Below are 6,350 nucleotides of genomic sequence, written 5' to 3' on the forward strand. Positions count from 1 at the left end.
ACGCCATACTGCGAAGTCGATTCGTGCCCCGCACCGCAGCAGGGCCCAGTCGGGTCGTGCACGCGCCCGCCGATGTGCGCGGCCGGTGAGCAGCCGTTCCGTGCCGTGGAGAGGCCTGGGCCGAGAAGCACTGATGCCCGCTTCGAAACACGGGGATCGGGACGGGACCGGGATGTGCTGCGGGGCGTTCGCGACCCACTGGCCGATGGCGGTGTCCGAGCGCGCACCGGCGACCCGGCAACCGCCGCCGAGGCGGCGACGAGGAGCACCGCCGCGAACGGGTGACGCCCCCCTCGCCGCCGCCGGCCACCTGCCGCGGTGGGGCCCGCCGGCCCTCCGCCCCAGCGAGAAGACGCACATGGCCGCGTTCCCGGTCCGTCCGCCCCGACTCCGGCTGTCCTGAGGGAATGACGGCGGCCCGGACCGGCACTGCTCCAGTCAGGCGCCGGGTGGTTCCACGGCGGACGCGGTGCGGACGCGAAAGGGACGCGCATCACCAGGAGTAGGTCAGGCCGCGGGGAACGGACAACCCCTCTCTTCAGTACAATGAGGCTGAGACTGCAGAGAATACATTGAGGCATCAATGTATCAACAGAGGCGTAGGGAGCTGGCTCGGCGATGCGCACCGACGCGACAGAGGTCCTGGACTCGGCGATCCCGGTCCTGGCCAAGGACCGGGCGGCGTCCATGCAGGTCATCGCCAAGCGCGCGGGCATCAGCCGGGCGACCCTGGTCCGTCTGTTCCCCACTCGCCAGCACTTGGTCCAGGCCATGGCCGCGAAGATCCTCGACGACTGCGACCGGGCCCTGGCCCGCGCCGAGGCCGACACCGCCCCTGTGCAGCAGGTGCTCGCCGCACTGGTCGCCGAGTACCCGCCGTTCGCCCAGCTGTGGAACCTCGTCTACGTCGAACCCGACGTCCTGGGCGTACCCGAGGCCAGCGAGCGCGCGGACGCGATCTTCGACCGGACCGTCGAATTCTTCAAACGCGGCCAGAGCGCCGGACTGCTGCGCAACGACATGCCGGCCACCTGGCTGGCCTCGACCTTCTGCGGTCTCTCTGAGACCGCGTGGGAGCTGACCCTCGAAGGCTCCATGGGCACCCGCCAGGCCCCCGACTTCATCACGGCGATTCTGCTCCACGGCGCGGCAGCCTGACCGCGCCCGGCGCCCGGAATGGACGGCGCTCCCGGCCCCCGAGTGCGTGGCGCAGTGCAGCCGGTCACGCCTGCGGTGGTCCGGGGTCGCCGACCGGCACCGGTGGTGGAGCTGCCTCATGCTTGCGAACCGGCTCAATGAGCCGGTTCGCATGAGCACCCGTCGCGCAAGTGAACCCCGCTGCGGCGAACTGGCCCGGCTCATGCAGCCCTGGGACGGTCGCCCGGGCGCGTTGTGGCGCAAGCGGCTGGCCCGGCACGCCCGCGAATGCCGGTACTGCGGCGGTCTGGGTGCGGGTCTGGTCCCGGCGGAGCGCCGGTCACCCGCGGGGTGGCGATCGCAGGCACCGTCTCGATGCGATAAAGCGGACACATCAGAGAATATTTTGAGGCATCATTGTGTCAATTTAGGCGTGGCGGCATGGAGGCGAGCGCGGCGATGCGTACCGACGCGGCGGAAGTGCTGGACTCGGCGATCCCGCTCCTTGCCAAGAACCGGGCGGCGTCCATGCAGGTCGTTGCCGAGCGGGCGGGCATCAGCCGGGCGACCCTGGTGCGCCTGTTCCCCACCCGCCGACACCTGGTCCGGGCAATGACGGAGAAGATCCTCAACGACTGCGACCGGGCGCTGTCCCGAGCCGAGGCCGACACCGCCCCCGTGCGGCAGGTGCTGACGGCGATGGCCACTGAGTACCCGTCGTTCGCCCAGCTGTGGAACCTCGTCTACGCCCGGCCAGATGCCCTGGGCGTGCCCGAGGTCGGAACCCGGGCTGACGCGATCTTGGACCGCACCGTCGAGTTCTTCGAACGCGGCCAGAGCACCGACCTGTTACGCAAGGACATGTCGGCCACCTGGCTGGCCTCGGCCTCCAAGCACTGACCGAGCTGCGCGGACTGCTCGGCGCCCTCACCCCAGCCCCCGACCAGGTTCCCTCGCTGCGCGGCCCGCCCGCCCTGGTCGACGAATCCCGGCAGGCCGGCCTCGCAGTCGACCTCATCCTCGCCGGGTCACCCTCCGGGCAGCCCGCACCGAGCCCTGCCATCCAGTACGCCGCTAACCGCATCGTCCAGGAAGCACTCACCAACGCCCACAAGCGCGCCCCGGCCACTGAGGTGACCGCCAGTGTCGAGATCTACCGGGACGACCTGCGCCTCGCCGTGGTCAACTCCCTCGGCGGCGGCAGCCATGAGACCCACCTGCCCCCCGGCGGCCACCGCCTCGGCGGCTTGCGCACCCGCGCCGACGACCTCGGCGGTACCCTCGCCACCGCCCCACCCCGGATGGCGGTTTCGCCGTCACGCCCGCCTCCCGCTGGGAGGCCCGGACACGTGACACCACCGGGCTTCCTGGTGAGGACCAGGACGGGCGGCTCCGGTAGTTCTGCTGCGTCGCCGAGCATCGTCGCATGTAGCTCTCAATGCCTCTGTTGACACATTGCTGTTTCAAAGTATTCTCTGTTGCATCGGCCTCGCTCGACTGGCGGGGCGGGTTGTTGCTGGTCGCATCCCATGTGGCGTACGCCGGTGGGCCGGCGAGCCGATGCCCGCCACGGTGCGGGAGGCCGTCCCCGGCAAGACGGGGTACCCCTGTGAAGCCTGCGCGGCTTCCTCGCTCACGGGCGGCCCGGCGAACGCGACGGAGCGTTCGGCGACACCCTCGTATCGGCCCGTGTCAGAAAGTAGATCGGTCAACAGCTATGACGATGCATCGCCGGCATTTCCTGCGGAGCGTGGGCCTGGGATTGCCCAGTCTCGCCCTTCTCGCCTCCCTGTCTGCCTGCGACGGCAACGGGGACAGCGGCGACGAGAACGGCGTACCGGGTGCGTCCGGGCGCAAGAAGGTGATCGTCGTCGGCGCGGGGATCAGTGGCCTGGGCGCCGCCCGGTACCTGGCCGACAAGGGGCACGAAGTGTCGGTGCTCGAAGCGCGCGACCGGATCGGCGGGCGCATCTGGACCAGCCAGAAGTGGTCCGGGGTGCCGCTCGACCTCGGCGCGTCGTGGATCCACGGCATCGACGGGAACCCGATCACGGATCTGGCCGGGAAGGCCGGCGCGAAGACCGTGGTGACCGACCTCGAAAGCGTCACCGACTACCTCGCCACCGGTCACGAGATCGAGGGCGCCCAGGCCCAGGCTCTCGATCGCTGGCGGAAGGCCACGGCCAACGCGCTGTCGTCGTTCCAGAAGAAGGACGACGACGACGCCTCGATCCGAACCGTCGTCCAGAACGCGCTGGGCTGGTCCAAACTGTCGGACGGCGACAAGGCCCTGGTCTCCTACGCGCTGAACGACTACGAGCACGAGTACTCGGGCAGCGTCGACCAGATGTCGGCCCTGTACTTCGACGACGACGCCAAGATCAAGGGAAAGGACGTCCTGTTCCCGGGCGGCTACGGCGCCATCACCGACTACCTCGCCAAGGGCCTGTCGGTGCAGACAGGGCAGGTCGTCAAGCAGATCGACTGGAACTCCGGGGGCGTGACGGTCACCACCGACAAGGGCACCTTCCAGGCCGACCACGTGGTGGTCACGCTGCCGCTGGGCGTTCTGCAGAGCGGGGCGGTGAAGTTCGGCCCCGGTCTGCCCCAGGCCAAGACCACTGCCATCGGCAAGCTTGGCACGGGTGTGCTCAACAAGTGCTACCTGCGCTTCCCCAAGGTGTTCTGGGCGGACACCGACTGGCTGGAGTACGTGCCGGACCTGAACAGGTACGGCCAGTGGGCGCAGTGGATCAACGTCGCCCGCCCCACCGGCCAGCCGGTGCTGCTCGGCTTCAACGCCGCCGACTTCGGCCGCACCATCGAGGGCTGGAGCGATGCCCAGATCGTGGACAGTGCCTGGGGCACCCTGAAGACCATCTACGGCGGCAACATCCCCCAGCCGACGGACTACCAGATCACCCGCTGGGCCTCCGACCCGTACGCGTGCGGCTCCTACTCCTTCACCAAGCTCGGTGCCACGTCCGACATGCGCAACCAGCTCGCGGCCGCCGTGGACGGCCGGGTGCACTTCGCCGGCGAGGCGACTGACCGCAAGGACTACGCCACCGTCCACGGCGCCTACCGGTCGGGTCTTCGCGCGGCCAAGGAGATCGCCGGCTGAACCGGCCGCCCCCTCGACGAAGCCCCCGATCGTTCGCCCGCCGCACACCCGACGGGGGAACACGGCCGGTGTTCGTCCTCCAGGACCCCGCCGCGTGCCCGATCACGCCCGCGGGATGCCGACCCCCGTCGGCGCGTACCCCCGAACGCGCCGGCGGGGGCGTGCGGCGTGGCAGCCCGTAGCGAGAACGCGCCCGCATGACCAGCCGCAACACCCCACGCGGCCGGTCGAACGGGCCCGTCTCGGACAGTGGACGCGGTCGCATATGATCCGGTGCGATTCCGGACGCCGACGTGCGCCTGGGGCGCCAGAGCTGCCGCCCGTTCCACCGCGTCCCCATCGCACGACCTGCTGGGAGCCCCCATGACCGCGCAGCCCTTCGGGGTCCCGTCCTCCTCGGCCTTCGAGGCACTGACTCCAGACGACCCCGGCGAGGTCGGCGGCTACCGTCTGTGCGCGCGGCTCGGCGCGGGCGGCATGGGCCGCGTGTACCTCGCGTACACGCCCGGCGGGCGTCCGGTCGCGCTCAAGGTGGTCCGGGCCGAACTCGCGGAGGACCTCGAGTTCCGGCACCGCTTCGCCCAGGAGGTCGCCAGTGCCCGCCGGATCCACAGCCTCTACACCGCCCAGGTCGTGGACGCGGGCACGGACGCCGTGGCGCCGTGGCTGGCGACCACGTTCGTACCCGGTCCCTCCCTCGACCGGGTCGTTCAGCGCCACGGCCCACTGCCGGAGCGCACGGTCCTGTTGCTGCTCGCCGGCATCGCCGAGGCGCTCCAGGCGATCCACGCCGCGGGCGTCGTCCACCGCGATCTCAAGCCCGGCAACGTCCTGGTGGCCGCCGACGGACCGCGCGTCATCGACTTCGGCATCGCCCGCGCCGCCGACGCCAGCCCGCTCACCGGCACCGGACTGCGCATCGGCTCACCCGGCTTCATGGCCCCCGAGCAGGCCCTCGGCCAGCCCGTCACCCCGGCCACCGACGTCTTCGCTCTGGGCGCCCTGATCGCCTACATCGGCTCCGGCGTGTCCCCCTTCGGGGACGGGCCGGAGGCCACCGCGCTCTACCGGGCGGTCCACGAGGAACCCGACCTCTCCCGACTGCCGCACGGGCTGCACGACCTGGTCAGGTACTGCCTGGCCAAGAATCCCGAGGACCGGCCCGGCACCGCCTGGTTGATCGAGGCTGTTCGCCACCACCCGTCCACCGGCGGCGAACTCCGCTTCTCCGATGGCTGGTTGCCCCCGCAGGTCAGTGGCGAATTCCACCGCCACACGGACCTCCCCTCCACACCGGCCCCGCCCGCCACCGTCCTCGACCAGGCCCCGGAGTCGGCCGACGTCCCGACCGCACGCGTCCTTCGCGCCCCGGCACCCACCCGACTGCAGCCGGAGCCCGCCCGCCCGGAACCGGCCCCCACGACCAGACGTAGAGCCGCAGCCACCGCGCGCCGGGGCGCCCGTACCGCGCTCGTCACGACGGTCACCCTTCTCCTCGGTGCCGCAGCGGCCTACGTCCTGCTCGACTACACCGAATACTTCGACGAATCCGCCGAGCAGAACACCGCCACCAGCAGCCTTTCCCCGTCCACCGCTCCCACCTCCGCCGTCACCGCGCCGTCCGCGGCCCCCGGCTACACCGCCGTCTACACGGACCTCGAACTCACCTCCCCCGACCGCGACCACGAGTTCGACCTCACGGCCGGAAAGGTCACCCAGGACACCTCCACCTGGTACCTGGCCCGCCAGGACGGCGCCTTCTACATCCCCGAGGACAGCGACGCCTACATCGCCCCGCCCGGCCCCCTCACGCTTCCGGCCTGCCTCAAGGGCGTCGAAATGCAGCCAACCTCCACCCTGCCCTTCACTACCCTGCGCGTCGACCGCACCTTCTGCGTCCGCGCCCGCGGCGGCCAGGACATCGCCATCATCCGCACCCTCACCACCGCCACGAACGACGGCCCCGTCAAGGTCTCCGTCACCTCCTACCATCACGCCTGACAGTGAGGATGTGACGTGATGATGTTGCCGGTGGGTCTGACCCTCCGCCTGACTGACGTCTCGACTGTCCTGTTTGGGATTTGTCGGC

At 70.6% G+C, this 6,350-nt stretch carries 4 protein-coding genes; all 4 read left to right on the top strand.

Annotated features, from left to right (window positions below):
• Positions 1-618 precede the first annotated feature (618 nt).
• Positions 619-1,158 (top strand): TetR/AcrR family transcriptional regulator, encoded by a 540-nt coding sequence (locus ACZ7BZ_RS27905; RefSeq protein ID WP_470360741.1) that lies wholly within the window; start codon positions 619-621, stop codon positions 1,156-1,158.
• 420 nt (positions 1,159-1,578) lie between these two features.
• The gene (locus tag ACZ7BZ_RS27910) at positions 1,579-2,037 is read left to right on the top strand and encodes a TetR/AcrR family transcriptional regulator (protein ID WP_470360742.1); all 459 of its coding nucleotides are present in this window, start codon (positions 1,579-1,581) and stop codon (positions 2,035-2,037) included.
• Between the two features lie 850 nt (positions 2,038-2,887).
• Positions 2,888-4,261: a flavin monoamine oxidase family protein gene (locus ACZ7BZ_RS27915; protein WP_470360743.1), complete on the top strand. Its 1,374-nt coding sequence runs from the start codon at positions 2,888-2,890 to the stop codon at positions 4,259-4,261.
• Positions 4,262-4,624: 363 nt separating this feature from the next.
• Positions 4,625-6,262: a serine/threonine-protein kinase gene (locus ACZ7BZ_RS27920; protein WP_470360744.1), complete on the top strand. Its 1,638-nt coding sequence runs from the start codon at positions 4,625-4,627 to the stop codon at positions 6,260-6,262.
• The last annotated feature ends 88 nt before the right edge of the window (positions 6,263-6,350 follow it).

The sequence above is a fragment of the Kitasatospora sp. NPDC036934 genome (assembly GCF_055608425.1).